This is a genomic window from Galbibacter pacificus, from assembly GCF_029603165.1.
Lineage (GTDB): Bacteria > Bacteroidota > Bacteroidia > Flavobacteriales > Flavobacteriaceae > Galbibacter > Galbibacter pacificus.
The window spans coordinates 538,870-563,389 of the sequence record NZ_JAQSVC010000003.1 but is presented as its reverse complement, the minus strand read 5'-3'; the positions used below and the strand labels follow the sequence as shown (position 1 = coordinate 563,389).

At 38.8% G+C, this 24,520-nt stretch carries 24 protein-coding genes and 1 pseudogene; 14 read left to right on the top strand and 11 right to left on the bottom strand.

Annotation, left to right across the window (positions count from 1 at the left end; translation table 11 throughout):
• Positions 1–108: 108 nt before the first annotated feature.
• Positions 109–897 carry a GIY-YIG nuclease family protein gene (locus PSF86_RS10920; protein ID WP_338424028.1) on the top strand — a complete coding sequence of 263 codons (789 nt, stop codon included), beginning with the start codon at positions 109–111 and terminating at the stop codon, positions 895–897.
• Positions 898–1,025: 128 nt separating this feature from the next.
• Positions 1,026–1,277 carry a hypothetical protein gene (locus tag PSF86_RS10915; protein WP_277900108.1) on the top strand — a complete coding sequence of 84 codons (252 nt, stop codon included), beginning with the start codon at positions 1,026–1,028 and terminating at the stop codon, positions 1,275–1,277.
• A 431-nt stretch (positions 1,278–1,708) separates the two neighbouring features.
• On the opposite strand, the gene PSF86_RS10910 is transcribed toward PSF86_RS10915, so the two are convergent.
• From PSF86_RS10910 to PSF86_RS10895, 4 genes are read right to left on the bottom strand one after another with little or no spacing between them, the layout of a single operon-like run.
• Positions 1,709–3,190: an SLC13 family permease gene (locus PSF86_RS10910; RefSeq protein ID WP_277900107.1), complete on the bottom strand. Its 1,482-nt coding sequence runs from the start codon at positions 3,188–3,190 to the stop codon at positions 1,709–1,711.
• The gene (locus tag PSF86_RS10905) at positions 3,187–3,945 is read right to left on the bottom strand and encodes an SGNH/GDSL hydrolase family protein (RefSeq protein WP_277900106.1); all 759 of its coding nucleotides are present in this window, start codon (positions 3,943–3,945) and stop codon (positions 3,187–3,189) included. The genes PSF86_RS10910 and PSF86_RS10905 overlap by 4 nt, the downstream gene beginning before the upstream one ends.
• 31 nt (positions 3,946–3,976) lie before the next feature.
• Positions 3,977–5,665: a RagB/SusD family nutrient uptake outer membrane protein gene (locus tag PSF86_RS10900; protein WP_277900105.1), complete on the bottom strand. Its 1,689-nt coding sequence runs from the start codon at positions 5,663–5,665 to the stop codon at positions 3,977–3,979.
• A gap of 43 nt (positions 5,666–5,708) precedes the next feature.
• Positions 5,709–8,651 (bottom strand): SusC/RagA family TonB-linked outer membrane protein, encoded by a 2,943-nt coding sequence (locus PSF86_RS10895; RefSeq protein WP_277900104.1) that lies wholly within the window; start codon positions 8,649–8,651, stop codon positions 5,709–5,711.
• A 157-nt stretch (positions 8,652–8,808) separates the two neighbouring features.
• Between PSF86_RS10895 and PSF86_RS10890 the strand changes: the two genes are divergently transcribed.
• On the top strand, positions 8,809–9,954 hold the full coding sequence (locus tag PSF86_RS10890; protein WP_277900103.1) for a hypothetical protein: 1,146 nt from the start codon (positions 8,809–8,811) through the stop codon (positions 9,952–9,954).
• Position 9,955: 1 nt separating this feature from the next.
• Here PSF86_RS10890 and pckA read toward each other — a convergent pair whose 3' ends face one another.
• Entirely contained in the window at positions 9,956–11,548 is a 1,593-nt protein-coding gene (gene pckA, locus PSF86_RS10885; RefSeq protein WP_277900102.1) for a phosphoenolpyruvate carboxykinase (ATP), read from the bottom strand.
• Between the two features lie 130 nt (positions 11,549–11,678).
• On the opposite strand from pckA, the gene PSF86_RS10880 reads away from it, so the two are divergent.
• Entirely contained in the window at positions 11,679–11,828 is a 150-nt protein-coding gene (locus PSF86_RS10880) for a hypothetical protein (RefSeq protein ID WP_277900101.1), read from the top strand.
• 126 nt (positions 11,829–11,954) lie between these two features.
• Here the strand turns inward: PSF86_RS10880 and PSF86_RS10875 are convergent, their stop codons facing one another.
• Positions 11,955–12,284, bottom strand: a complete 330-nt coding sequence (locus PSF86_RS10875) for a YegP family protein (protein ID WP_277900100.1) — start codon at positions 12,282–12,284, stop codon at positions 11,955–11,957.
• A 331-nt stretch (positions 12,285–12,615) separates the two neighbouring features.
• On the opposite strand from PSF86_RS10875, the gene PSF86_RS10870 reads away from it, so the two are divergent.
• The 8 genes from PSF86_RS10870 to PSF86_RS10835 all read left to right on the top strand — a co-directional run bounded on the left by PSF86_RS10870 (position 12,616) and on the right by PSF86_RS10835 (position 18,212).
• Positions 12,616–12,891: a hypothetical protein gene (locus PSF86_RS10870; RefSeq protein ID WP_277900099.1), complete on the top strand. Its 276-nt coding sequence runs from the start codon at positions 12,616–12,618 to the stop codon at positions 12,889–12,891.
• A gap of 268 nt (positions 12,892–13,159) precedes the next feature.
• Complete coding sequence (locus PSF86_RS10865; protein WP_277900098.1) at positions 13,160–13,720, top strand: TetR/AcrR family transcriptional regulator; 561 nt, start codon at positions 13,160–13,162, stop codon at positions 13,718–13,720.
• A 54-nt stretch (positions 13,721–13,774) separates the two neighbouring features.
• Entirely contained in the window at positions 13,775–14,695 is a 921-nt protein-coding gene (locus PSF86_RS10860) for an AraC family transcriptional regulator (RefSeq protein ID WP_277900097.1), read from the top strand.
• Positions 14,696–14,797: 102 nt separating this feature from the next.
• Positions 14,798–15,553: an SDR family oxidoreductase gene (locus tag PSF86_RS10855; protein ID WP_277900096.1), complete on the top strand. Its 756-nt coding sequence runs from the start codon at positions 14,798–14,800 to the stop codon at positions 15,551–15,553.
• Positions 15,554–15,754: 201 nt separating this feature from the next.
• Positions 15,755–16,102 (top strand): DoxX family protein, encoded by a 348-nt coding sequence (locus PSF86_RS10850; RefSeq protein WP_277900095.1) that lies wholly within the window; start codon positions 15,755–15,757, stop codon positions 16,100–16,102.
• A 95-nt stretch (positions 16,103–16,197) separates the two neighbouring features.
• Positions 16,198–16,512: a hypothetical protein gene (locus PSF86_RS10845; RefSeq protein WP_277900094.1), complete on the top strand. Its 315-nt coding sequence runs from the start codon at positions 16,198–16,200 to the stop codon at positions 16,510–16,512.
• 2 nt (positions 16,513–16,514) lie between these two features.
• Positions 16,515–17,195, top strand: coding sequence for a potassium channel family protein (locus PSF86_RS10840; RefSeq protein ID WP_277900093.1), 681 nt, complete (start codon positions 16,515–16,517; stop codon positions 17,193–17,195).
• Positions 17,196–17,198: 3 nt separating this feature from the next.
• Entirely contained in the window at positions 17,199–18,212 is a 1,014-nt protein-coding gene (locus PSF86_RS10835; RefSeq protein WP_277900092.1) for a bestrophin family protein, read from the top strand.
• An 88-nt stretch (positions 18,213–18,300) separates the two neighbouring features.
• Here PSF86_RS10835 and PSF86_RS10830 read toward each other — a convergent pair whose 3' ends face one another.
• The 5 genes from PSF86_RS10830 to PSF86_RS10810 form a co-directional block, all read right to left on the bottom strand.
• The gene (locus tag PSF86_RS10830) at positions 18,301–19,251 is read right to left on the bottom strand and encodes a HipA domain-containing protein (RefSeq protein ID WP_277900091.1); all 951 of its coding nucleotides are present in this window, start codon (positions 19,249–19,251) and stop codon (positions 18,301–18,303) included.
• Positions 19,251–19,565: a HipA N-terminal domain-containing protein gene (locus PSF86_RS10825; protein WP_277900090.1), complete on the bottom strand. Its 315-nt coding sequence runs from the start codon at positions 19,563–19,565 to the stop codon at positions 19,251–19,253. The genes PSF86_RS10830 and PSF86_RS10825 overlap by 1 nt, the downstream gene beginning before the upstream one ends.
• Positions 19,537–19,779 (bottom strand): helix-turn-helix transcriptional regulator, encoded by a 243-nt coding sequence (locus tag PSF86_RS10820; protein ID WP_277900089.1) that lies wholly within the window; start codon positions 19,777–19,779, stop codon positions 19,537–19,539. The genes PSF86_RS10825 and PSF86_RS10820 overlap by 29 nt, the downstream gene beginning before the upstream one ends.
• A gap of 239 nt (positions 19,780–20,018) precedes the next feature.
• Complete coding sequence (locus PSF86_RS10815) at positions 20,019–21,095, bottom strand: nucleotidyl transferase AbiEii/AbiGii toxin family protein (RefSeq protein ID WP_277900088.1); 1,077 nt, start codon at positions 21,093–21,095, stop codon at positions 20,019–20,021.
• Positions 21,092–21,862: a DUF6577 family protein gene (locus tag PSF86_RS10810; protein ID WP_277900087.1), complete on the bottom strand. Its 771-nt coding sequence runs from the start codon at positions 21,860–21,862 to the stop codon at positions 21,092–21,094. Before PSF86_RS10810 ends, PSF86_RS10815 begins: the two co-directional genes overlap by 4 nt.
• Before the next feature lie 184 nt (positions 21,863–22,046).
• On the opposite strand from PSF86_RS10810, the pseudogene PSF86_RS10805 reads away from it, so the two are divergent.
• Positions 22,047–22,187 (top strand): annotated as a pseudogene (locus PSF86_RS10805) (transposase domain-containing protein); the annotation flags it as partial.
• 420 nt (positions 22,188–22,607) lie between these two features.
• The gene (locus PSF86_RS10800; protein ID WP_277900086.1) at positions 22,608–24,440 is read left to right on the top strand and encodes an amidohydrolase family protein; all 1,833 of its coding nucleotides are present in this window, start codon (positions 22,608–22,610) and stop codon (positions 24,438–24,440) included.
• Positions 24,441–24,520 lie beyond the last annotated feature (80 nt).

Genomic DNA, 24,520 nt, shown 5'->3' with positions numbered 1-24,520 from the left:
CCACCACAGAAATGTTTAAAGTTAATATTATTTTTACATATTTAAGCCATTTGGCTTTATGGGACGCTTATTATTGCATCATCATTTAGATTGATTTAAAAAGGCTATATTTTTATCAAACAAGTATCACAAATATCGGAATTACCGACACTGCCCGGCGTTTATTTCTTTTATGACCGGAGCGGTCAACTTATCTATATCGGTAAGAGTATCAATATACAGAAACGGGTACAGCAGCATTTCTCCGGCAAAGACAGAAAATCACAAAAGCTACAGTTCTTTACCAAAAGAATTTGCTATGAAGGTATGGGCAGTGAACTTATTTCTTTACTTTACGAATCCCATCTCATCAAAGAATACCATCCGATCTATAACCGTTCGCAACGCCGTAAAATAAATCAATATGGTCTTTTTCTCCATGAACGTTCTGGCTATAAGGCGCTTATGATTGACAAAATAAAGCCGGAAACTAATGCCATTACTGTATTTTCTTCATTGACAGAAGCAAAAAACACCCTCTTTCGAATTACAGGGAAACACAAGCTCTGCCAAAAAATAAATGGGTTGTATAAAACCAAAAATTATTGCTTTCAATACCAGATAAAGGAATGTTACGGTGCCTGTATATCCGTTGAGCCGGTAAATTCCTACAACAGCCGGGTTGAGGACTTTTTAAAGAATGCCAATTTAGAAAAACTGACCAAACTGGTTGAACTCCAAGGGAGAAATGATAATGAAACCGGACTGGTTTACATTGAAAATGGAGCCTACAAAGGGTTTGGATTTTGCCCTAAAGGCACCCCTATAGACGCCCGATTGTCTTACATAAAGGCTTATGATGACAATAGGGATATTCAACGAATTTTGCAAAACTACCTTCAAAGGTTACCCCTTTAAGGACTCCTCCTGACTTGTCCGAGGTGATTTTTACTAATGCTTAATCGACTGATAACATGTGTGTTAGATTCTAATATTTTGTTTCGTTTACTTGACATTTAAACATTGTTCCTTACCTGTGCAGAACAATGGGGATTTCACAAAAAATACAGAAGCAAATTAGCAAGTTAGCCGAAGGCACAACATTCAAATACGAACGGTTGTCGGTTGAACCACAGGAATTTGTTGCAGCAGCCAAAGCCATTGAACGGCTGATTGCCAAAGGTATTATCAAGCGGGTTTCAACAGGTGTCTTTTACAAACCCAAGAAAACCGTTTTTGGTGAACTCAAGCCCAACGACAGCAATCATATTTTCAGACACAGCAGACACTTGGGATAAAATCAAAGATGTTTACACAAGCAGTTTCAGCGAATTGGTCTTTGGCGAACTTCCATCCGAAACCGACATACTGAAAACCTTGAAAACAGTAGCGGACAGATTAAAACCAATCAAACGGAACATAAAACCTTAACCCAAGTTAAAACTATAAACATTGCCAAGTCGCACAGGTCCACCCCCTCAAAAATATGGATAGGCTATCTGGCGACAACCATTCAATTAACAGAAGAACAAATTCCTAGTTTAGATAATATAAGTAATGTATCATTAGGCTATCCTCACGATTTATTAGCTACTGTAAGAAGTTAAAAAAGTATAACAATTATCTCAATAAATTCGTTATTAATTAATTATTTTCTAATAAATATGACAAGTATAAGAGACCGCCCTTATAGAACAGTCTCTTAAAGGAAGCTAACCGGATTGTATGATTATGGAGCTATTAACCTCATAAAATGCTGGACGTCTTTGGGGTCGAACCCCCAGATCAGTGGCAAAAGAAAATAAACCGTCAGGGTTAAGATTAAAATAGAAATTACGTTCATCCATAGGCCCGTTTTTATCATATCGGGGATTTTTAAATATCCCGAACCGAACACAACGGCATTTGGAGGAGTCGCTACCGGGAGCATAAATGCACAAGAAGCAGCGAGGGTAGTGGCAACCATTAAAACGTAAGGATTAATCTCCAGAGACAGGGCTACAGGTGCCAGTATGGGTAATAGCATGGCGGTAGTTGCTAAATTGGAAGTTACCTCCGTAATAAAATTAACAGCTGTGATTATTACAAGAATGAGCGCCAACAAGGGTAAACCGTTTAAAAGCTTTACCTGGCTTCCGAACCATGTCGCCAAGCCGGTAATTTCAAAACCGGAAGCCAATGCCATGCCACCGCCAAAGAGTAAAATAATCCCCCAGGGCATTTTAACGGCTTCTTTCCATGTAATGATGGGATGCCCTTTCCTGGTGGTAGGCAATATAAACAGCAGGAGGCCAGCGGTGATTGCTATTATTGTATCATCGATGTTTGAGATGATATGCTGTAACAGAAAAGACCGGGTGATCCAACAAAAAGCAGTAAGAATAAAAAGGCCCAGGACGGTCTTCTCTTCCGGTTTCATCGGTCCCAGCTCATGGAGCAATCGTTGAATCTCTTCTTTACCACCGGGAAATTTTTTCTGTTTGAAGGTAAAGGCATGATGTGTGAGGTAATACCATCCGATTATTAAAAGCACCACGGAAATCGGGAAGCCTATTTTCATCCATGTCATAAACGAAATTTCAATATGATAAGTCTCCTCTATAAAGCCAGCAAATACAAGATTTGGCGGGGTTCCGATTAATGTAGCCACGCCGCCTATGGAAGCACTGTAGGCAATTGAAAGCATCAAGGCCTTGCCGAAAATTAGATTCTCATTTTCTTCGGTCAGGGGATTGTCTTTCAACTGGGATACGATGGACATTCCAATGGGCAGCATCATCACTGAAGTAGCCGTATTTGAAATCCACATGGATAAAAAAGCTGTGGCTACCATAAAACCCAATATGATTCGCGTGACATTTACCCCTATGAGTTTTATAATGTGGAGCGCAATGCGTTTATGTAAATTCCACTTTTCAATGGCAATTGCCAACATAAACCCTCCCATATACAGAAAAATATATTTGTGTCCGAAGGAAGCGGTCGTTGTTGAAATATCCACCGCTCCGGTTATCGGAAATAAGATAATGGGCAGTAGGGCCGTCACTCCGATCGGGATGACTTCCGTTATCCACCAAACGGCCATCCATAAAGTGATGGCCAGCATATCAAAGGCACTTTCCGACATCCCTTCAGGGGTACGCATACACTGAAGCGAAAAGAATATCAGCGGGCCTAAAATCAAAAAAACGATACGTCTTTGGGAGATCATTCTTGAATAAGCTTGGTTGTAAACTCGGTTTCCTCGACAAGTTGTCGTAAAAACTCTCCTGTTTCATGGTGAATAAAAGATAAAATGACCTGTTCTCCGCGCTGGTCTTTTGACAACAATCGGTCCGGAACGTCTTTTACCGAATTGCCCGTCAAAGCTTTATACATGATTAAGCCTATTAGATAGGAACCGATGGACGAGGGGTGTTTGTCATCAAAATAAAAATTGAGGTCCGGACGTAATTTTCGGGCTTTCATAAAAATGTCCCCCACCGGAATGGCCTCCGTATTTAATTCATGGGCCAATGCATTGTATTTATTTGAAATAACGTCCTGCATTAACGGGTTCGATAAATAAGCCCATGTCATCATTAAATAGGGTTTGGCCCCTGCTTTGACCACGGCCCCGGCCAACTTTTTTCCATATTCGTCAAATCGACCGGGGGCTTCGATAGTACTCAAGCTATGGTCCTGTAAGATGACGTAATCCCATGGTTTGCTTTTTAACAAAAGGCGTGTCTGCGAGCCTCTTTTTTCATTGTAATGTTCTTCCCAGGTTGCCCCTCCTATGGTAGATTGGTGAACTTCCATAGGGTAGCCGTCTTCCGCGGCCATGGCATTTACCATTTGCGGCATGTTCCAAAAGTACGTAAAACTGTTTCCTACCATGAGGACCTTTTTCGGCATGGCTTTTTGAGCAGTGAGCCATAGGGGAGCCGTTATGAACAGTAGAAGGAATATTTTTAGATGTTTCATTTTTTATGTGTTATTGTTTACGATTGTTTTTTTAATAGCCGGTGTTCTGCGCCATTACCGAGCCGGTGTTCGAATCGATAACCGATTGGGGGATCGGCCATAGCTTATGGTAATCCTTTAAGTGAAAATACATAAATCTATTGTGTTTCCTGGCCCTTTCCAGGAATTTGCCCGTTCTGACCAGTGCATGCCGTCTGGCCACCTCTCCGAATAGCTCCCGAGCTCTTTCATCCAGTATAAAATCAATATCGACCGTGCCCGTATATTCAGAGGCGTTGGAGCGCCTGCGTAAAACATTTAAGGTCTCCTTGGCGGCTTCGGGTTGTCCATTTCCCAATTGCGCTTCGGCATATATCAAATAGGTTTCAGCCAATCGGATATAAATAAAATCATTATAGGAATTTACCCCCTTGGGGTCCGATGGATTTACATAATCCCATTTTCGGGTATAAGGCCACTCCGCACTGGCTCCCCCGGTTCCTTCCTCCTTTTCGGTTTGATAGAACTCATCATCAAAAGTAGTGGTATGTGTGTACAACAGGGTGTCTATTTGGGAAGGGTTTTCCATATTGGGAAAGACAATGTATTTTGCCATGGTATATGCATCTGTCCGCATATCCTGCTCTTCATACAAACCATACGCCCATTCTGTAATGGCGGCCCGTTGGGCGCCTTTCCCTCCATTGTATTCATATACCATTAACTGGTCATCGGTAGGGACGTTGTTGTCTTTCATGTAATCCTTTACTGGGGTAGCATTGCTGTAATAGGAGTAATATTGATCTCTTATACGGTTGTTGAAATTGCCTTCGGGGTTTACATCCTGTTCAATATTTAAAAACCCCCATAAGGTTTCTGTATTGCCATTGGCATAAAAAGGCTCTCGGAACATATCGATAAATAGGTTGCCAGGATTGGAAGCATTTCTTCCAAATCGATTTCTTACCAGGGCATAGCCGGAATTTTTTATTACATTTTCCGCTGCGGCAACTGCTTTTTCATAGTCTTGGGCCGCGCAATAGGTTTCCGCCAAATAGTGCAGGGCCACCGCTTTATTGGCCCTGCCCGGGTTCGGGTACTTCCAGGGCAGGTATTCCCCGGCAAAGCTCAGGTCTTCGATCATTTGGGCCCTTACCTCCGCTACCGGGGCCCTTACCCAATCCGTTTTGTAATTGGCACCATCAATTTCGTCCAAGCTCAAGGGCACATCCCCATAGAGATAGGTCAGGTGCCTGTATGCCCAAGCTCTTAACAGGCGTGCATGCGCTATGACTTCGTTCTTTTTAGCCTCGTTTTCCGAAGCGTTGCTTCCCTGCCAGTCAACCTCGGGATTTGATGCCCTGGCAATAATTTTGTTCACCGAATTGATCTCCCTGTAGAGCCACATAAAGATGTCTTCTATCGCATCGTTATCAGGAGCTAGGTCCGTGCTCCAGTTTAACCAATCCGAATCGGAACCGCTCGTATTGGGACTCCATGCAATATCGGTTCCCGAAAGCATATATACCTGTGCGCCGAGGGAGGTGTTGGCAGTGGTGGCAAATTCTTCCCGGACCATGGCATAAGAGGCGTTTAATGCCATTTGAAACCCGTTGTAATCCGAATACAGCTGATCCGCATAAATATCATCTCTTGGTTCTTCGGTTAAAAATTCATCCTCATCGCACGCACTGCACAAGCTCAGGAGAAAGAATATCATTAAATATTTTGATGTTTTCATTTTTTATTTCTTTACAGTTAGTATACGTATATCCCTTTTTGAACTACAGGCTTACCTTTAGGCCTATTAAATAGCTTTTGGGCATTGGGTTTCCCTGATTGGAGACATGCTCCGGGTCGACGCCTATCCAATCCGTCCAGGTATGTACATTCTTTAAATCGATATATACCTGCAGGCTGTTCAATCCCATTTTGTCCATTAAGTCCTTTTCAAAATTATAGCTAAGGGTAATATCCTGCAACCGTACAAAAGTTGCACTATCAAAATAATCCGTGTCGTACTTATTGGATCCGGGGGTATTCTTCGGGTAAATGGTATTGGTGTTGTCCTCCCGCCAATAATCGACAATATCATAAACATTTTCCAGTTGAGGGATGAAGTTGTTCAGGACCGGATTCCTTCTGTCAATACCGAAGATGCCGTTTAAAAAGAAACTGAAGCTGAAGTTTTTATAGGATATAATGTTGGTGAGCCCTGCCGAGAAAGTAGGAACGGCACTTCCGATAATGGTTTGATCGCTGGCGTCCACATCCCCGTCCCCGTCCACATCCTTGTATTTCATGTCTCCCGGACGGTATCCTTCTTTCATACTATCGGGAATAGCGGGGTCATTAAAATCCGCTACCTGCCATACCCCGTCAATGAGATAATCGTAATTGACATTTATGGGCTGTCCTATAAACCACCTGCTGGCAACATCATCAATGTAATTTCCGTTGTCATCGGTCAACCCGACATTTACAATTTCCGTTTTGTACCTGGAAAAGACAACATTGGTTCTCCACGTAAAATCCGTTTTGGCAATATTAATGGTGTTGAGGGTTATATCGACCCCCTGGTTTTTGGTTTCCCCCACATTTTCGGTAATTTGGTCGGTGCCGTTGAGTGCGGGAATGGTCCTGTTTAACAATAAATCGGTGGTCTTGGAGAAATACACGTCCACGTTTCCCGACACCCTGTTTTTCCAGAGCGAAAAATCCGTTCCAATATTAAAGGAACGCGTGGTTTCCCAACTCAGCTCTGGATTTCCTAGTTTTTCCGGGTAGTACCCGACAGCCGTTTGATGATTTTCATCCAGGTTGGCCTTTGGGTAGAGTGGGGCCAACGAACTGTAAGGGGCAATCGCTTCATTTCCGTTCTCCCCGTATGAGAGCCTTAGTTTAAGCTGGGATATAAAACCGAGTTTTTCCGAATTTTTAATAAAACCTTCATTGGCCAGGTTCCATCCAAAGGCAAAGGAAGGAAATACCCCAAACTTATTATCCTTTCCAAAGCCGGAATAGCCGTCCCGTCGGACGGTAAAAGTCAGCAGGTAACGGTCATCAAAGGTATAATTGCTTCTAAACATTTGAGACACATAATTCCTTTGGGTATAGTTGGCATCTCCCGATAAGGAACTCGCATTGGATGGTTGGTAATATCCCAAAAGATCATTGGGAAACCCACGTCCGGTAAGCGTATTGAACTGATATGAATTTTCTTGGGTACTGTAAAGGCCGGTCAAAAACAGGGAGTGCTTGCCAAAGGTCCGGTTGTAGCTGATAATGTTCTCAACGACCCAATCTTTGTCATACTGGTACGAGTTATAGAGTTCTCCGTTGACCTTGTTGCCGGTCCTGGTATCCATCCCGTAATAACGTTCGTATTGCCGGTGGCTGTAATTGTAACCAACGTTCAGTTTATAGGAAAGTCCCGCTACAAAGGGAATTTTGATATCGAAATAATTATTGGTAATGATCCTCCAGGTATCATTGTTGTTATCGGCAGCGGTATCTGCCATGGGATTTGCTGCCCAAAAGGCATCTTCCCAGGAATCTAGCGTGTAGGACCCATCCTCATTATAAGCATCTCCCAAAGGGTTAGAATTAAAGGCTTTATCGACATCAGCCGATATACCGTCCCGGTCGTAAAAACCAAGCTGGGTAGTGGTTCCAAAGGTAATCCAATCGGCAATCTCAGTTTCGATATTGGTCCTTAGGCTGACTCTTTTAAAATCGTCCCCAACCACAATTCCCGTGTTGTCGTTGATTCCTGCAGATATATAATAGTTGATTTTTTCGGAAGCCCCCCGGACCGATAGGTTATGTTGTACGGATGCTCCCGTTCTCGTAGCGATATCCATCCAATCGGTAGTATGTCCGGCATCGTAATTTTTCTGCTCGATATTGGTCAGGGGCTCTCCGTAGGTTACCTTGGCATCACCGAATCGCCGACCGTCCATCATCGCTGGATAATAGCCCACGGCATCCAAACGGTAATAGGTATCATAGGTAATCATCGGCTTTCCTGTTTTCCCCTTTTTGGTGGTAATCAGGATAACACCGTTTGCCCCTCGGGAACCGTAAATGGCCGTGGAGGAGGCATCTTTGAGTACGTCCATGGATTGAATGTCCACCGGATTAATCTCGGAAAGATTTCCGTAATAGGGAATACCATCCAAAATGATCAGGGGTGAATTGGATGCTGAAATGGAGTTTTGACCCCTGATCTGGATACTTGTTCCGGAGCCTTCGGCATCACTGGCATTAACGCGGATGTTCAATCCCGACACCTGTCCCTGAAGTGCTTCGGCAGCATTTGTTTTGGGAAAGCGCTCTAATTGTTCCGCATCAACAGAGGAGACCGCTCCCGTCAAATCACTTTTTTTCATCTTACCATACCCTACTACGACTACTTCATCAAGTATTTCCCGGTTCTCTTCAAGGGTTACATCCATGATATCCTGACCCCGGACGGGGATTTCTTGTGTCTTAAAACCGATATAACTAAAGATTAAAACGGCATTGTCGGAGTCCGTTGCCAGGGAATAGGTCCCATCAAAATCGGAAACCGTTCCGTTATCCGTTCCCGCTTCCATAATGGTGACCCCGGGAATAGGTACTTGGGAAGCATCTGTGATTTTTCCTTTAACAGTGCTTTGGGCAAAGGCCAATTGGGCACTGAAAAATACAATTCCAAGAATTGCTTTCTTTAAGTCGGCTTTCATTTCAGTTAGTTTTTTAAAGTTGTTTTTATACATTTACAAAATCAAAAAAGACAAATAATCAATTTTTTAATGTAAATTTTGACAATTATATAATTTTTAATTAAAAAAATTATCACTTTACTAATTTTTATCAATTTTTATCAATTTTTATTGTAGAATGAATAACCAAACCGAACTTCATAAAACCTTTATTTCGAAACTGGAGATTTATTACGGGCCCTTCAGTCCGGAAAATAACAGGTTTCAGTCTACCAGTAATTCTAAGATTGCAAGAGACCTATTTTACAGCGATTCTCAATTTTCAAGATTGATAAACAACACGGCCTCGGAGGGGGAATTGCAACGGGCACTGGCCAATGTAGAACGGCTTTTAAAGGTAAATTCCTTACAGCAAAAAATTGATAAGATTCAAAACAGTCGGTCACATCCCGGGATGGCCCTGTGGAAAAAATGGGCCTTTATAGGCGTGACTACCGGTATCATTGCCCTTATGGCCCTTTTTTTACTGAGAAGTATGCAAGAGGGGCAGCAACGGACCATGCCTTCGACATCCCGCTATGAGATGTTAAAATGGAGCTTTGAAAATAATTACATACGCCCCTATATCACGTTGAAAGAGCTCCCGGAAGACTGTTATTTTCCCTGCTATAAGTACCAGGGCAGATGGGAGCTAGATAAGGAGTATAAAATCCCCTTCTTTCGGGAAAGAAACGGCTTCCATTATGTGGCCAAACAAGCCACCATGTATGCTACCTGCAGCGATAAGACCGCTACAAGCGGTGAACTCTTTGAAGGATACGAATATCAAAAGCATGAAATATGGTATGATCTACGAGAGTTCCCCATCGATTCTTTTTTGGTAAAGGGTTCCAAGACAGCCGTCCGCCCGGCATATAACGAGGCCGTATTGGAGGAAGATCCGAACTTTGTAAAGCTGGCGTATGTACATACATTTTTTAAAACAGCGTTTCACCTTGACAGTACGAGCATACAACGTACGGGAAAAACCATAGGGCGCGACATTGAATTTTTACCGGAGAATGCAGTAATATCACAATTGGAGTCCAAAGAACTGCTCAATGAATTAAAAACTGAGATCAATGCCATTGCCAGGAACCGTTTGGAGGATTTTTCCAAACCTGTTATGTGCAATCCCGCTACCGCTCCCAAAGAAGATTTTAACCTCATTGAGGAAGGGGATATTTTAAGTTTTGATTGTCAGTTCAGTACCGGTCGGTTTCTGGTGGGATATACCAAAAATTATGTTCTTGAAGATCAATACATCAACAACTATTGCAGGTAAATTAGATGAAAGGCCCTGATTTATATATCGATTCGCTGACCAGCCCTTTATATTTCTCAAAGTTTCGTTGAAAGGCATCGGCGAGTTTTTTTTCAGTTTTGTGATAAGCACCCTTATCCTTCCAGTTTCTGACAGGGTTTAAGATACCCTCGGGGACGGCACCGCACTTTTTGGGCATTGCTAGCTTAAAAGTAGGGTGTACGGTATAGCGTCCCTGGTCCGACATTTTAAGTTCCCCCTTGAGAACGGCATTTATCATTGCTCTTGTATACTTTAACGGGATGCGTTCCCCAACTCCATATGAGCCTCCGATCCACCCTGTGTTTACCAGCCATACCGATACCTTATCCTGCTTTAACTTTTCCAATAGCATAGCCGTATATTTCACGGGGCTTAATGGTAGGAAAGGGGCTCCGAAACAAGCTGAAAATGAAGGAACCGGTTCAGTGATCCCCTTTTCGGTTCCCGCAACTTTGGCCGTGTAACCGGAAATGAAATAATAAGCTGCCTGATCCTGGTTTAATTTGGCAATGGGGGGTAAGACCCCAAAAGCATCTGCGGTTAAAAGAAAAATATGTTTTGGGGCTGTTCCAGTGGAAGGCTGCTGAATGTTGCGCAGAAAATGGATCGGGTAACTGACCCTTGTATTTTGGGTGATGGAAGCATCCGTGTAATCAACGCTTCCGTTGGGCATGAACGAGACGTTCTCCAGCAGCGCCCCTTTTTTGATGGCATCAAAAATTTCCGGTTCTTTTTCAGGGGAGAGGCCGATGACTTTTGCATAGCACCCCCCTTCAAAGTTAAAGACCCCTTCTTTGGACCAGCCGTGTTCATCATCGCCGATCAGCTTGCGGTTCACATCGGCCGAGAGCGTGGTCTTTCCCGTACCGGAGAGCCCGAAAAAAAGTGCTGTTTCACCATTTTTTCCGACATTTGCTGCACAATGCATCGGGAAAACGCCTTCTTTCACCGGCAGCAAAAAATTGAGGGCCGAAAAGACGCCCTTCTTAATTTCCCCGGTATATCCGGTCCCCCCGATTAAGATGATCCTTTTTGAAAAATTAATAATGGTAAAGTTTGTATTCTTGGTTTTATGCTCCCCGGGAGTGGCCTTGTACCCAGGCGCATTTATGACGGTCCATTCCGGTTTGAAGGTGTCGAGTTCCTGCGCTTCCGGTCTTAAGAACATATTATAGGCAAATAAATTGGACCAAGGATATTCCGTAATTACACGGATGTTCATTTTATAGTTTTCCCCTGCACATACCTGCGCATCCCTCACATAAACAGTATCTTGCAAATAGGCGGTCACTTGCCGGTATAGCATATCAAAGGATTTTTGATCAAAGGGCAGATTGACTGCTCCCCAATCTACGGTTTTCCGGGTTAGGGCATCAACTACGATATACCTGTCCTCAGGGGACCTTCCCGTGAATTTACCGGTATGTACCGCAAGGGTCCCGTTTTCGGTCTCTCGGCCCATGTTTAGTAAGATGGTCTGCTTTTGAAGGGCTTCGGGGGACCACTGATAATGGATAAGGTTCGCGTTTATCCCCAGGTCAAGGTTCAGGCTTTCTTTAATTTTGGCTGTCATAACAGGTGTTTTAATGGCGTGCTATTCCATATGGTTTGTCTCTAAAATCAAACAAGTTTAACAACTAAAAACCTAAAAGTCAGTACTTTATTAAATTTTATTGTTTTTTACTGATATTTAGCAAGCTCCCATGGACAAGGCCGCTGGAGCACCCTTTTATAAAGCAGCCCTGACCGGTATCCATGTAAGAAACGGTAGGGCAACCATCGGGTTTTATGCCCATGGGGCCCCAGGGGCAAGCTGCCAAATAGATGATGTGGTCTTTACCCGAACAAAATAAAGGTAAAAATTAAGGGACAGGACTTTACCTTTTCAAGAGACATCAAACAAAAAACAGACCACCGATAAGGCAGTCTGTCCTGTGATGATCTATAAGATCATAAGTAAAAAGAGAATCTTTATAATTTTATGAGTTGTCTTCTATTTCAGCTTTGGGGGCATTTGTTTTGACCGAAGCAATGCCATTCTCCATGGCACTGTTGCCGGAATACATTTCACTGGTGCCGATTACCTGGCCGTTGGAAGCCTTTAGATTGAAATAAGGACTGCCGTCAGTTGCTGTCAAACGTTCAAAATGATCATCGTTTTGAGAATTGGTACGAACGGATTCAATTCCATTTTCACAAGACGCCTTTGAGGAATACCCTTGGCTGCTTAAGATAACCTGTCCGTTGGATGCCTTTAAATTAAACCGGAACTTTCCGCCTTTGTCAGTTTTGATTTCAAATTTTCCCATAATTAAAATTTTGTTTTTTCTAAGATATGAAATTTTTATTTGTTATAGAATTTTATCGAGGGGCTTTGGATACAATCGAACTCCTCGAGAATTTAGACAACAAGTACCGCATGTATGAAAAATCAAATTTTGACGCTTGCTATACTATTTTTAATTCGCCCTAACCCCGCACTTTTTAAAAGTGTACAGAACCCAAAAAGTAGCTTCACCATGTAATAGCCAATAGTAAGAAGGAAAGCTCTAAACCAATTATGAAGAACTTGATCCGAACAAAAATTTGTCTTCCGTTTGTGCTGTCCTTAAATATTGTTTAACTAAAAATTTCATTATCATGGAAATAAAAACAAAATCGAACGGAACAGCTAAAAGAGCAAATGGAGCCGTTAAAAAGGAAGTACAGAACAAGTTGACCAATGAGGCCATTGGAAAAATAGTAGTATCTGAAAAGAAAGTAACGGTTGAAAGGCCCGTTATCAACTTGGATGACCGTATCCAGAAGTTTGAAAAATGTCGAGGATTGGCCACGCACCGTGAAGGGCTGACGGAAACATTGAAGGAACAGACCAAGTTAATTACAACCCAGATGGTTCGAGTTCGTTCCACATAAGGAATTCCAAATACTTAGAGGTCAAGATTACCAACTCCAATCTGATAAATTGGTTACTACGCATTTACAGTCCACCTTGGAACATCGAAAATCCGAAATTGAACAGGAGATTGTAGAATTCGAGCTTTGATCTTAAAAGTTCATTAAATGTGAAAGCCTGCTCGCATGAGTGGGGTTTCTTTTTCATGTAAAATTTTGGAATAGACACAAAAGTTTTAATTACCATATATTTAGGGTTTATTAATAATCAGGTCAAATTTACGTTACCATGCCAAAAAAAGAATCCATACTTATCGCCTCATTAAAACTAATTGTCCAAAAAGGTTTGCACGCAGTTACAATGGCAGAAATAGCAAAAGAAGCCAAAGTAGGTATAGGTACTATATATAAACACTTTAAAGACAAAGAGGATATCGTTCAACAGCTTTGGATATTTCAAAAACAGGACGAATCAGAGTTTATTTTCAAGGATTATATTGTCGAAGGTATTGTGAAAGAACGGTTCTGGTTTCTTTGGGAAAAGGTTATTCAATACTTTATATCACACCACGATGAATATTACTTTTCATATCACTTTGCTGCTTCCCCTATTTTAACTAAAGAAATTCATAACATTGCTATGAAAGATTTTTTAGCTTTTGATGTGATGTTTGAAGAAGGCCTTAAAGAAGGCTTATTTAAAGAGAACATGAGCGCTCGACATTTAAGGCTTTATACATTTAGTACAATCAATGGTTGGATATTATGGTCTTTTGATCAAAAAATTGATTTTACAGACGAAAAGATAGATCAGTTTATTACGATGGCTTGGGATGCTATCAAGGGTTAGTCTTTTTAATATTTTTCTGAATGAATATTCAGTCAGTTTATTATATTTGTGTTAATGACACAGAAACAAGACATTATATATTTTGAAAGCGTAAGTGATTTATACCAATCATTGGGGATGCCAATTGAGCAAGATGCTCAATTCACAATTAATAACTTATTGAACATTCATAGAGAGATTCCGTACAAATCACCAATTTTTCGAGCTAATTATTATTCATTCATATTTGTAAAAGAGGGAAAAGGTAATTATACAACAGATGCCAATACGTTCAACTACACTTCAAAAGCACTTTATTTTACCAATCCAGGCCATCTAAAAGCATTTGAGTTTCTAGAGCTTCAAGAAGGTTACCTTATTACTTTGAGTGAAGAATTTTTAAAGCGAAATGTGAAAAAAGGAGTTTTTAATGATTTTCCATTTTTATTGTCTGAAATCGTACCACCCAGACAACTAACAGATGAAGAGTATAACGAGTTTGAAACACTATACCTACAAATTTTTAAAGAATACAGTAAAGTCTCACCTTATAAATATAAGATTATAGGCAGCCTATTTGTCGTTTTATTATTAAGGATAAAAGAATTGTTTTGGTCAAATTATTACCCGTTGGAAGAAGGTGATAGAAGTTCCCATATAGTAAAGAATTTTAAGACAGCGTTGGAGAGGTACTATCGTTCACTTTACGAGGGTATAGAAAATAAACCTATGCAAGTGAATGATTATGCAAAAAAACAAAATTTAAACTCAGCTTATTTCAGTCAAGTTATCAAAAGTAAAACAGGTCGTTCAGTATCAACTTGGATTTCAGAAAAAACGATTACATATGCTAAATCACAACTTAAAAATTCAACATTCTCAATTAAAGAAATATGCTATCAATTAGGGTTTTCGGAACCTGCTTATTTCAGTAATTTTTTCAAAAAGAAAACCGGTGTTTCACCTACCAAATACAGAAAATTAATGCGAAAGTAATAAACCTATAAAAAATATAAGTATTTCTATAAATCCCGTAACCTTTCAGCCAAATATTAATAGGAATTTTACGTAAATAATGAATCACATAATTTTAATAAAATGAGTAAAATCGATTTAAAGGACAAAGTAGTTTTAATAGCTGGTGGAGGTAAAAATCTTGGCGGCTTGTTAAGTAGAAATTTTGCAGCTAAAGGAGCGAAATTGGCTATTCATTACAATAGTGATAGTTCTAAAGTGGCAAGTGAAGAAACATTGGCAGCGGTTAAAGCAGCTGGTGGTGAAGGGTTTTTATATCAAGGAGATCTAACCAAGGTAGAAAACATTACCAAATTTTTTGACGAAGCCATCTCTAAATATGGGGGTATTGATGTGGCCATCAATACTGTGGGGATGGTGCTAAAAAAGCCATTTGAAGATACTACCGAGGCAGAATATGATACCATGTTTGCCATAAACTCAAAAGTGGCATATTTCTTTATTCAGGAAGCAGGCAGAAAATTAAATGATAATGGAAAGCTATGTACCATAGTAACATCGCTATTGGCAGCTTATACAGGCCTATATTCTACCTATGCAGGAGCTAAAGCGCCGGTAGAGCATTTCACAAGAATGGCGTCCAAAGAGTTTGGTGGTAGAGGGATTTCCGTAACTGCCGTAGGTCCGGGGCCAATGGATACGCCTTTCTTTTACGGGCAAGAGTCTGATGATGCTGTAGCATACCACAAATCTGCGTCAGCGTTAGGAGGTTTAACAGACATTAAAGACATAGCGCCATTAATTGAGTTTTTAGTGACCGATGGTTGGTGGATTACTGGTCAGACAATCTTCGCAAACGGAGGTTATACAACTAGGTAATCTTATGATAAATACACTTGGCAATTATTGCACTAATAGTTGCCAAGTTTTTCAATTTTTAAAAACACAAGACCATGAATGCCTTCCAGTCCATTTTTGACAAAGAGAAGAGAATTATTTTTCAGATTCTACCAAATTTTATCAAGGAAAGGATATTGGTAAAGCATTTAGCTTATTTTCTTAATTAAAAACGATAACACAATGGTATCTAAAATAAGTAGTACTGTATTAATATTAGTAATACTCTTTATGGGTATTAAACAAGGTTTGGCAATGGTTACCGGAAAACCAGAAATGCTTGAAATGTTTGGTAAATGGGGTTTTAATAAAACCGGTGTAATGGTTTTTGGAGTACTAACCCTTTTAAGTACAGCATTAATTGCTATTCCAAAAACATTTATATGGGGTAATTTTTTAATGGCAGCAACAATATTGTTGATTATCTGCTTTCAGCTATTTGATGGAAATCTAAAAGGAGCTGCTATTGAAGTGCCTTTCCTGCTTCTTAACTTACTAGTATTGTATTTAAAACATCCTCTAAACAATTAATAATGAAAAAGGCTTTTGGCACATCACTTCTATCAGTAACGATAGTTGCATAAGCCCAAAACAATAAAAATAAATCAAAAACTAAAACTATGGATTTGAGTATAATTACAAATGAAACCGTCAAAGGTGCAATAGAAGCACTTCAAAATAAAGATAAAAACAAATGGCTAACTTATTTCACGGCAGATACAAAAATGACTGATGATGGAAACCCTAGGGATTTCCATAGTTTTTCCAGAAATGCGGTTGGAAATGAATGGTTTACAGAAATACATCGCGTAGAAAACAACGGAAAAGACATTTATGGACACCTAACAACCAAACAATGGGGTGCGTTTAATGTGTATTTTAAGTTTCACGTTAATAATGAAGGAAAAATACATCAACTTGATATAGGGCAAGCAAATTAACAATGCTCAAAAAATTTTATCATATAACACATACATACAAATATGAAATATTGCTGATTGCACTATTGGCACATTTGTATATAGGTATTGTATTAAGCGATTTAACATTTTATACTGCTGTAATCTGGCCGGTGAATATGCTTATTTTAGGTGTAGCCAGTATTGGTGTATTTATTGAAAAAGGCAGGATAAAAAAACTAATTAAAAATGGGCTACTGGGAATGGTTATAGCTTTGCCAATAAGTATTCCGTTTTTTGGTCATGTCCAGTATTTTATGACCATGTTAAGCGCTGTGTACTGTCTGTTTTTTGGTTTTATTTTAATTGAAATCCTACGATTCTTAATAAAACCGAGCTATATCAATACAGATATTATTTCAGCTTCTGCTTGTGGCTTTTTCTTATTGATAGAAATGGCTGTTTTCTTACTACAGGCCATTTTTTATTTGGACAATTCAACGATCAATAATATAGATAGCTCTCAAGCTGCCACAATTTATATGGATTTGGTGTACTTTAGTTCCATTACCGTAACAACAATTGGATTTGGTGACATTACCCCTAATACATATAGTACAAAGCTTATAGTTTCTCTTATGGGAGTTGTCAGTCAATTTTATACCGCTGTTTTAATAGGAATTCTCATTAGCAAATTTGTGTCTCAAGAACAACAAAATAAATAACTTATGAATACAGGAAGTCATTACAAAATTCATCATTTCATTCCTTGGACAAGAAGGAATATTTTCAGGCTATTAATAATTGCAACAATCCCTACGGTCATCTATGCCATTTTTGATATAGATTGGATAGCTATCCCCTGGACAATTATTGGTTTAGTAGGTATAGGAGCTACTTTCATTACAGGATTTAGAAATACCCAGACTTATAATCGTTTATGGGAAGCGAGAATGATTTGGGGAGCTATTGTAAATGATAGTAGAACTTGGGGGGTAATGGTTAAAGATTTTATAGTAGGGGGTAATAAGACAGAAGAGAACGAAGATATCAAAGCCATTCATAAGCGATTGGTATATAGACACATTGCGTGGCTTACAGCTTTGCGTCATCAATTGCGTAAACCACAGGCCTGGGAAAATCAAAACAAACCTTATTTTAAGGAATACCTTAAACATTATAAAGTTCCTGAATGGGAAACAAGTATACAGGATGACCTTAAGCCTTACTTATCTCAACAAGACTTGAATTATGTAATGGCAAAGAAAAATAGGGCAACACAAGTTTTGAGTTTACAATCGGCCGATCTAAAAAGAATAAGACAGCAAAGACTCATTGAGGCATATCCATATGTTAGTATAGAAGTTATGTTAAAAGACTTTTTTACACATCAAGGAAAAGCAGAGCGTATTAAGAACTTTCCATACCCGCGTCAGTTCACAAGTATAAGCCTGTACTTCATATGGTTGCTTGTAATATTAATTCCTTTTGGGTTATTAGAGCCATTGAGTAAGCTAGGGGAATATGGTGTTTGGTTAAATATCCCTTTTAGTGTTATAGTAGGATGGGTATTTACATCATTAGAGCAAGTAGGTGAAAGTACCGAAAACCCTTTTGAAGGAGGGGCAAACGATATTCCAATGGCTGCATTGTCAAGAACTATAGAGATAGATTTAAGGGAAATGTTAGAAGAAACCAATTTACCACCGGCTGCAGAAGCAATCAATAAAATATTAATGTAAGAACACACCTATGAAAAATCAAAAGACACTATCCTAATGCAAAAACTATCGAAGAGAGGTGTAAACTGAACTCCGTCAGAATACTTACTTATCTTAAATTCAATTCAACCTGACTTGCCCTTGTACTGATAAGTTCTAATAATATTTCTTTTTCTTGTTTGTTTAGAAAACTGTTTTGTACCATTAACGGCCAATTTTTCATACCCTTTTCAATCCTGTTCCAAAGGTTTTCTATTGCCTTTTCTGGGATATGTGCTTTGGCCATGGCCTCATTAAAATCTTTTCGTTTTAGCTTTCTTTTTTTACCGTTAAGATTTAGAGCCAATTCCTCTGGATCATCGGGTATTAATAATTTAACTGCTACCATATCGTAGGCCGGGGATAACTGATACTGGTTGTCTTTAAATGCTATTAATGAAAAGTTTTTTAAGTGCATATCGTTGTTTCCAATAAGAAAGGATACGATTACTTGCTGGTAAAACTTCACCACTTCCAACAGCGGGTTTTGTGCATAGGTTATTATCCCCTTTGCTATCTGCTCATACGAGCCACGATATTTGTGTTCTGTTAAGCGCTCGGTAAATTGACATGCATCTTCCATTGGGTGTTTTTCATTTTTTTCAGTACGGTCTATGCGCCTTGTCAAGTATGCCAGCTCTCCACTTTTCATTGGAATTAATAAAAAAGGTACTGTATCAATACTGCACGCCTGGGTTAATAACATTGATAAGGCTTCTATTTCTGGCATTTGAGGATATAATTCAAAAGGCGGTTTTAGAATGTATCTACCATTTAATGCTCCTACAATTGTCAATCTATTCTTCTTTTCCTCTCCGGTAAACCCTAATGATAATTTTGGCTGTACTCCAGTCACTATAACCTGTTGTGCTATATTTTCTTTGGCCAATTCTTCTATTTTGGAAAGCTCATAGTCTAACTCCAGGACAGGTGTATCTTCTTGCCAAAATGCTTTTAAGCAACTTTTGTGGTACCTTATGTCACCTTCTAACTCTTTATTACAGGCTAAACAATAGTTCATTATGTACTTCTCACACTTATATTACCTATACAATCCCGACAGGTTGTTAGTAACAGTCCCATACGATCCCTAGGGTTTATTTTCCAATTTTTATGTGCGATGTCCAACAACCATCCTTCTGGTATGAGACCGTCAAAAAAAGGAAATAAACTTTCTGAATGAAATGGGTCTTTATGTAATGGCAAGGTCAATGATACCGGAGACGCTTTTTCTTGCTCTAAATACTCTTTGTTGTAATTAAAGTGATAGCCGTTATCATCTTCAGTCAATACTCCCGCCAATTGATTATTCACCCAAATTTCTCCTTGTCTCATCACTTATAGGTGTTGGCGTTAATGTATGCCCAAAAAACAGCAATATTTGATTAATCTTATCCGTCATTAAATTGGGTTTTCCTTGTTCTAACTCGCGTACAAAACGAACTCCTACACCCGTTACATCTGCTAGTTCTATTTGGGTTAGGTTTGATTTTTTACGCCTATTTCGTACAAACTCTGCTATCTCACTATTTCTATTCCACTCTTGCATAGTTATACCTTTATGGGTGCAATATAATAAATCTATATTAATATTATACCTTTATGGGTGTAATTCATATTAAAAACATACTTTTACACCCTTTTGGGTGTAAAAAAATATTTGGCTATAAATATAATAGCATACAACTTTGGCAAATTTTGGATTATTTGCCAAAGTTTAATTGGGTTTTTGCCTAGAATTTTCGGTGTTCTCATTCATTTCATCAAGACTTTCTTGATCAAAAGCAATTAAATTAAAGAGTTACTCGACTCGTTAAGAGCCGTATACCAATAGAAAAATGCAGCTTTGTCTCTTGATTTTTTGAGTTTGTTCAAGAAGTTTAGCTCACCAGTAATTTCTAGTTTACTTACATCCTGACCATTAAATTTAACTATAGCCGAATAGTCTTTGTTTTTCAATTTTTTAGCTAGGTAAGCTGCTTTACCTGCTGCCAATATAGCATCTTCTATTTTGAAATTTTCAGCGATTAAAAATCCTTCGAACCTTCGTATTCCATTAGTGAGTTCCATAAACCTTGTTTTGTCTGGCTCTTCAGTATTCTTGGTTCGTTTAGCTATAAGTAAAGAAGTAGTAAAAATATCATCTAGTATATCTCCTAAACCAATTTCAAGTTCACGGTATCTAATTTCCTTACTTCCAATTTTCTCAAAGCTCAATGCTATTTCTTCTACGTTTTCGACTTCATCAAAAAGGCAACCTATATCAAAAAGTTGCTTAATAATCTCCTGCTCTTTGCCTTTGTCATAAAGGATTCCAACAGTATTTGGAGCAAATGCAGTAAGTTTATCGCCAAAAATAGATTCTATGGAGGGTACGGCTACCTCCAATATTTCTTCAGATTCAATCCACTCCGATCGTATAGGAGCTAACAACAATCTTGGGTAATCGGTTTTCTCAAATAAAATATCTAACAGCACAAAATGAGCACTTTGGTTCAGGCTCGATTCATAATCAAATTCGTAATGAGCCTTTGGCACACCTTCTTTGTAACTTCTTCGATCTTGTAAATCCCATTTGGTGAAATGTGAACTCGCTACCACTTTGTCCAAAATAGCTTCTACTTCTTTACGGGTTTGAGTAGTAATTATATCGATATCAACAGAAAACCTTCTCGACTTAGCAAGTAGTAAAACGAGGCTTGTCCCTCCTTTAAAGGTAAAATCCAGACCATGAGCTTTTAACTGTTGTAAAAGTGATAGTGCTTGTATCATCTTCTCTAGAACTGGAGGATTGATACGCTTCAAATGCTTTTGCTGTTTAAAACCGTTGATCCACTCTTTAGTAAAACAATGTGCTTTTATCATTCTAAAATACCTTTTACAAAGTCACCAAAGTTGTTCTCTAAGTAACTTTTAATTTGAATCTCCTTATTTCTTCTTCTGGCGTAGCTAATGAGTTTGGTAAAGTTTATTTGATAGCGTTTCAAGGCATTTTCAAACAGTGTATCCATTTCACTTCCCTGAATAGCATAGAAGGTTACAGCATCGCTATACACATCAATTAGTATTTTCTCCAAGGTCGGCACATAGATGTTATCCTTGGACTTTTCCTTAACTGTAATTTTCTGTTTTGGCGAACGGCTGATTAATGGTTTAATGACTATAGAAATTTCGCTTTCTACATACCTTTCCATGATGTCCTCTGTAGGATCGAGGTACACCCTATACTGTTTAGATTCTGAATACGCATTGAATATTTCCTCTATAAAATCCTTTTCCACCTCCAGTATATAAAAGAAGGTTCCCAATTGATGCCGTGTAAAATCATTCAACCATTCAGTACTCCAAAGACAATAATCCAATTCGTCAAATTCTTTGGCCACAATCTTTGATAATTGAGCCAGTTTATTCGATACAAATGGTTTATAAGCTTCTTTATTTGAAATGGTATATACTCCCAACTTCACTTGATCAATCACCTTTCTCTTGACCAAATCATGAATTCTCCATGTTAATGCACTTTCCGTGAATTCCGGATTCAAATCATTCAAAAAGGAACTAAGGGTATCTCGGTCGAAATACCCTTTACTTTTAAAATGTTTTGATATTTGACGATCAATAATTTTAGACATAGCTCAATTTTGCCAGTATTTAATATTTTTGGCATATTTATGAATTACTCATTTTTGCCTTTACTACAAATATAGTGACATTTTTTAAAATTACTCATTTTTACCAGTAAAATCTATTTACTGGCATTTTTGAGTAAAAACGCCAAGACCTATCGACCCTATATCTAAAATGGCATTTTAAAATTCGCAAATAGCGATCTGCAAAAAACACGAGGTAAACCCATATCAGTGGCTCAAATATACCTTAGAGAATATCATGTCCATCAATCATAAAGATATCCGAAATCTTTATCCTCAGAACTACAAGAAATTAAAGCAAGTTTAGATCAAACAAAACCAGTAAATAAACTTACCCTAAGTTAAAAGATGTACTTGATGGGGTGCATACGTACCCAAAGGATATAAAAAAAGCCTTCCATATCCGAAGCCTTGAATTTACTGGTGGTCCCACATGGGCTCGAACCATGGACCCCCTGATTATGAGTTTTTTAAAATAGGGATTTTCGGAAACTTATAAAATTGTAATATACTGATTATCAATATATTGATAATTTTTGTGTTTAAATCAATACAGAAAACATCAAACTTTTGTTTGCAAATGGCGTGCAAATTTTTTCAGTAACTTGTTGCTTATGAAAACATTTTTATCACTCACACTAGATTGTCAGAAGCAGTATCTTTTAGTAATTGAATATTTCGTAACAATTTTTTAAATGTATCGTCTTTAGTATATAAAGCCAATACCATGAAGAAATTAGTTTTAATTCTCTTGGGAATTTTAGTATTCTCTGCCTGTAAAAAAGATACAAATTATGATGTAGCGATACGGAACGTAACAGTTTTCGATAGTAAGCATAAAAAAATACTTCACAAAAAAACAGTTTTAATTAATAAGGACACTATAGCTGCCATTATCAATGCTTCCCAAAAATCCAAGGCAACCCGTGTTATTGAAGGAAACGGACGTTTACTGATCCCGGGGTTTATTGACACCCATACACATCTTTGTCAACTCTATGCCATAGGAGATGATGTGGCTCCAGAATTTATTGATGATTCTTACCGAAAAAGACTGTCTGAAACGTATTTAAAATTCGGCACTACTACCATCGTAAGTATGGGAGATCCTGAACCGTGGATGGATGTTACCCTTAACTGGCAACAAAATCCATCTCCGGATTATCCCAATCTGTTTATCAGTGGAGGGGCTTTAATTTCAGATGAAGAAAGAGAACCCGTTCAACATCATGTAGAAATCATGAGTCCGGAAGATGGTAAAAAGAAAATCCGTGAATACGCTGAATTAGGAGTAAAGCATATTAAGTTGTATTCAAGATTGCGTGAACCCGAAATGAAGGCGATCCTAAGGGAAGCCAAAAAAGAACATATGAATGTTTCAGGTCACATCCAGTATAGAGTTAGCCTTCAAGATGCTATGGACTCAGGACTTAAAAATTTCGAGCATTTTTTCACCTTGGCAGCCAATGTCTTTAATTATGAAAAGCATTGGGAACCATTTGTTAAAAAATATAAATTGGAACGGACAGGGACGCTGGATGAGTTTGCCGCGGACATGGCATTGTTCTTTGACTATATAAAAGATACCCCCGAATTGAATGCTGAGATAGAGGCATTATTGGACAGAATGGCCAGGAAAGGTGCTACAATAAGCACAACCGTCAACGTACTGGCCTCTGCTACCGGAGATACAGATTTCTATACCTCATTCAACAGCTTTCCATTAAGAGATACACCCTACATCCCAACCAATACCAATCGTTTTAAAAAACAAACCTCCAAAGGTTTTAACGCTATGATGGAGGTCCTGAAAACAGCACATGATAAAGGGGTTAAAATTAGAATTGGCACCGATTGTAAATATGGTGGTAGAGCGCTTTTGTCTGAGCTTCTCCAGCTTAGTAAAGCAGGTTTTCCTATGGAAGACATCCTTCAGATAGCGACATGGAACGGAGCAAAGGCCATGAATATTACAGGAGAATACGGTTCTATCGAAATAGGAAAAAAGGCAGATTTGGTGCTCTTTGATAAAAGCCCGTTTACAAATCATGAAAATTTCTTATCCGATAAAACAGTTATAAAAGGAGGAAAAGTTTATGTCCCTGAAGAAAGTAACATACAACAAATGGTAACCAACATCAATGAGAATGGGGTCACATCAGCCATTCAATGGTATAACAGCCTCGAAGAAAAACCGTTAAACGGAATCGAATTAAATGAAGTGGGGCATCAACTACTAAAGTCAGGTAAGATACAGGAAGCGATAAGTATTTTTAAATTGAATGCTGCCTTTTTTCAAAACCGAAAAATTTATACTACCCACCATATGATGGAAGAAAGTTTAATTAATGAAGGGAACTATTTAGTCTATAAAGGAATGAACAAAGAAGCTATGGAAATATACAAATACACTGTTGAGATATTTCCTAATTCATCAGAAGCCCATCAGAGTTCGGCCGAAGAATACTTAGCTGAAGGAAATAAAGAACTAGCCATTCAGCACTATAAAAAGGTGATAGAACTTGACCCTGAAAACAATAGTGCAGTCTACACGAATTAGAGCACTTATTGTTAAACCTTCCGGATTGCGGGAGTAAACAAGAAGAACAATTTTGTAATAAATTTGCTTACTGAATCAGG

Excerpts from the sequence above, each read along its gene's own strand:
- PSF86_RS10915 (WP_277900108.1), top strand. The coding sequence starts at position 1,026 with ATGGGGATTTCACAAAAAATACAGAAGCAAATTAGCAAGTTAGCCGAA.
- PSF86_RS10910 (WP_277900107.1), bottom strand. The coding sequence starts at position 3,190 with ATGATCTCCCAAAGACGTATCGTTTTTTTGATTTTAGGCCCGCTGATA.
- PSF86_RS10905 (WP_277900106.1), bottom strand. The coding sequence starts at position 3,945 with ATGAAACATCTAAAAATATTCCTTCTACTGTTCATAACGGCTCCCCTA.
- PSF86_RS10900 (WP_277900105.1), bottom strand. The coding sequence starts at position 5,665 with ATGAAAACATCAAAATATTTAATGATATTCTTTCTCCTGAGCTTGTGC.
- PSF86_RS10895 (WP_277900104.1), bottom strand. The coding sequence starts at position 8,651 with ATGAAAGCCGACTTAAAGAAAGCAATTCTTGGAATTGTATTTTTCAGT.
- PSF86_RS10890 (WP_277900103.1), top strand. The coding sequence starts at position 8,809 with ATGAATAACCAAACCGAACTTCATAAAACCTTTATTTCGAAACTGGAG.
- pckA (WP_277900102.1), bottom strand. The coding sequence starts at position 11,548 with ATGACAGCCAAAATTAAAGAAAGCCTGAACCTTGACCTGGGGATAAAC.
- PSF86_RS10880 (WP_277900101.1), top strand. The coding sequence starts at position 11,679 with ATGGACAAGGCCGCTGGAGCACCCTTTTATAAAGCAGCCCTGACCGGT.
- PSF86_RS10875 (WP_277900100.1), bottom strand. The coding sequence starts at position 12,284 with ATGGGAAAATTTGAAATCAAAACTGACAAAGGCGGAAAGTTCCGGTTT.
- PSF86_RS10870 (WP_277900099.1), top strand. The coding sequence starts at position 12,616 with ATGGAAATAAAAACAAAATCGAACGGAACAGCTAAAAGAGCAAATGGA.
- PSF86_RS10865 (WP_277900098.1), top strand. The coding sequence starts at position 13,160 with ATGCCAAAAAAAGAATCCATACTTATCGCCTCATTAAAACTAATTGTC.
- PSF86_RS10860 (WP_277900097.1), top strand. The coding sequence starts at position 13,775 with ATGACACAGAAACAAGACATTATATATTTTGAAAGCGTAAGTGATTTA.
- PSF86_RS10855 (WP_277900096.1), top strand. The coding sequence starts at position 14,798 with ATGAGTAAAATCGATTTAAAGGACAAAGTAGTTTTAATAGCTGGTGGA.
- PSF86_RS10850 (WP_277900095.1), top strand. The coding sequence starts at position 15,755 with ATGGTATCTAAAATAAGTAGTACTGTATTAATATTAGTAATACTCTTT.
- PSF86_RS10840 (WP_277900093.1), top strand. The coding sequence starts at position 16,515 with ATGCTCAAAAAATTTTATCATATAACACATACATACAAATATGAAATA.
- PSF86_RS10835 (WP_277900092.1), top strand. The coding sequence starts at position 17,199 with ATGAATACAGGAAGTCATTACAAAATTCATCATTTCATTCCTTGGACA.
- PSF86_RS10830 (WP_277900091.1), bottom strand. The coding sequence starts at position 19,251 with ATGAACTATTGTTTAGCCTGTAATAAAGAGTTAGAAGGTGACATAAGG.
- PSF86_RS10825 (WP_277900090.1), bottom strand. The coding sequence starts at position 19,565 with ATGAGACAAGGAGAAATTTGGGTGAATAATCAATTGGCGGGAGTATTG.
- PSF86_RS10820 (WP_277900089.1), bottom strand. The coding sequence starts at position 19,779 with ATGCAAGAGTGGAATAGAAATAGTGAGATAGCAGAGTTTGTACGAAAT.
- PSF86_RS10815 (WP_277900088.1), bottom strand. The coding sequence starts at position 21,095 with ATGATAAAAGCACATTGTTTTACTAAAGAGTGGATCAACGGTTTTAAA.
- PSF86_RS10810 (WP_277900087.1), bottom strand. The coding sequence starts at position 21,862 with ATGTCTAAAATTATTGATCGTCAAATATCAAAACATTTTAAAAGTAAA.
- PSF86_RS10800 (WP_277900086.1), top strand. The coding sequence starts at position 22,608 with ATGAAGAAATTAGTTTTAATTCTCTTGGGAATTTTAGTATTCTCTGCC.